Source organism: Streptomyces sp. NPDC031274 (genome assembly GCF_055570235.1).
Window position 1 is genome coordinate 1 of the sequence record NZ_JBVIHP010000131.1, and the last position, 1,884, is coordinate 1,884.

The window sequence follows — 1,884 nt, forward strand, 5'->3', positions numbered from 1 at the left end:
AATTGCGCTATCCCCTGGGCCTTGGCCGGGCTCTTGGCGTTCGGGTTGAACCCGCTCTCCTGGTACAGCTGCGCGGCGAGCAGGGCGGGATTGATCGCCTTGCAGAGATTTCCCCACTTCTGCACGAGGGGCTGGTAGGTACTGGGTACGGCGCCCTTGGCGAGCCCCACGTTCCCTTGCCCGGCCCCGTTCGCGATGCTTCCGGCAGCCATGTACGTCCCCACGACGAGCAGGGCGATGAAGCTCATCGCCCCACCGATGCCGACGGCCGCGACCAGCCATGCCTTACGCACCGTCAACCACCCCTCACCACGCGGGAGTCCACCGCGGTTCAGTGTAGAGGCGGGACCTATCCCTTCGGGGGATCACCGCCGACCTCCGCCCAGAGCAGTTTGCCGTTGCCGGCGGAGCCGAGGGGGTAGGCACCCCAGGCATCGGCGCAGGCCCGCATGAGCTGCAGCCCGCGCCCGCTCTCGGCGTCCACCGGTGGGGCGGGTGGGAGGCCGGGTTGCCCGAATCCGGGCGGGATCTGCGGATTGGAGTCCCACACGGCGACGCGGATGCCTTTCGGGGAGGAGTGGCGGAGGCGGAGGGCGTAGGGGCCTTCGGTGTGGCAGTGGGCGTTGTTGAGCATCTCCGCGGCGAGGAGCTCGGCGGTGGGGGCGAGCTCGGCGAGGCCGTACGTGGCGAGGACGGCGCGGAGGGTGGCGCGGGCGATGCCGGGGGCGCGGGGGTCGTGCGGGAGTTGGAGGGTGTAGCTCCAGGGCGGGGATACGGTTGTTGGCAGCATGGAAGTCTCCGTTCGGGAACGGGAGTTGGTCGGGGTGCAGATCTGTGCCCGGTGACGTTGCCGCTCCGTCGAGCGGGGTGCTTCCAGGCGGGGCGCCTGAACCTCAAAGTAGCGGTACTGGATATATTATTCAGCCGAGTTGGGGCAATCCCAAAGCCATCCACTCGTGTGGGTGACCGGCCAGCACAGAGGAGCGACGGGCATGCCCGTGAGGACCAACCCAACGGCACGCCAACTCCGCTTCGGCGCCGAACTACGCAGGCTGCGTGAGCGAGCGGGCCTGACGTCAACGGAAGCTGCCCGGCTCCTCGGCATGAAGCAGGCCCAGGTCAGCAACATGGAGACCGGACGCCTCGGCGTGAGCGCAGAGCGAGTACGGGCCCTGGCTTGCCAGTACGAGTGCCCGGACAACTCTCTGGTGGACGCCATCGCGGGGATGACCGGCGAGCGTAGGCGCGGCTGGTGGGAGGAGTACCGGGACATCCTGCCAGCAAGGTTGCTGGACCTGGCGGAACTGGAGCATCACGGCCACGAGTTGCGCACTGCGCATACATCAGGCATCCCCGGCCTCCTTCAGACCACGGAGCACGCACGCGAGGTCTTCCGCCAGGTAGTCCCCGAACTGTCGCCGCCGGAAGTGGAGCACCGTACATCGTTCCGCATCAAGCGGCAGGCGGTCCTCTTCCGCCAGGACACAGTCCCGTATCGGGCGATCATTCACGAAGCCGCACTGCACATGAGGTTCGGTGGCCGCGAAGTTGCCAGGCGACAGCTCAAGCATCTGCTCAAACTCGGCGAGCACCCGAACGTCTCCGTCCTGGTGATCCCGTTCGACGCGGGCGGGTATCCAGGTGCGGGGCAGCCCATCTACTACGTCCATGGGCCGGTACCGCAGCTCGACACCGTTCAGTTGGATCAATCGCACGGGATCGTCCTGCTGGACGCCGATGCGCAGCGCGACAAATACCGGACGGTACTCGACCGATTGACAGCCCTCAGCCTGATCGAGGTCGAGTCCCGCGCCCTCATCCACAACATCATCCAATCCCTCTGAGAGGCAGATGTGCCCACCATGACCTGGCAGAAGTCGTCGT

3 protein-coding genes are annotated in these 1,884 nt (G+C 66.8%); 1 reads left to right on the plus strand and 2 read right to left on the minus strand.

Going from position 1 to position 1,884, the window contains the following annotated elements; all coding sequences use genetic code 11:
- Together ACZ5CR_RS44205 and ACZ5CR_RS44210 are read right to left on the minus strand one after the other, a co-directional pair.
- Positions 1 to 299 (minus strand): transglycosylase SLT domain-containing protein (locus ACZ5CR_RS44205; RefSeq protein WP_468869036.1); only part of this gene is annotated, 299 nt, incomplete at its 3' end.
- A gap of 50 nt (positions 300 to 349) precedes the next feature.
- Positions 350 to 790 carry an ATP-binding protein gene (locus tag ACZ5CR_RS44210; protein ID WP_468869038.1) on the minus strand — a complete coding sequence of 147 codons (441 nt, stop codon included), beginning with the start codon at positions 788 to 790 and terminating at the stop codon, positions 350 to 352.
- 202 nt (positions 791 to 992) lie between these two features.
- Between ACZ5CR_RS44210 and ACZ5CR_RS44215 the strand changes: the two genes are divergently transcribed.
- The gene (locus tag ACZ5CR_RS44215) at positions 993 to 1,844 is read left to right on the plus strand and encodes a helix-turn-helix domain-containing protein (RefSeq protein ID WP_468869041.1); all 852 of its coding nucleotides are present in this window, start codon (positions 993 to 995) and stop codon (positions 1,842 to 1,844) included.
- The last annotated feature ends 40 nt before the right edge of the window (positions 1,845 to 1,884 follow it).

Coding starts and splice junctions, on each gene's coding strand:
- ACZ5CR_RS44215 (WP_468869041.1), top strand. CDS start 993: ATGCCCGTGAGGACCAACCCAACGGCACGCCAACTCCGCTTCGGCGCC.
- ACZ5CR_RS44210 (WP_468869038.1), bottom strand. CDS start 790: ATGCTGCCAACAACCGTATCCCCGCCCTGGAGCTACACCCTCCAACTC.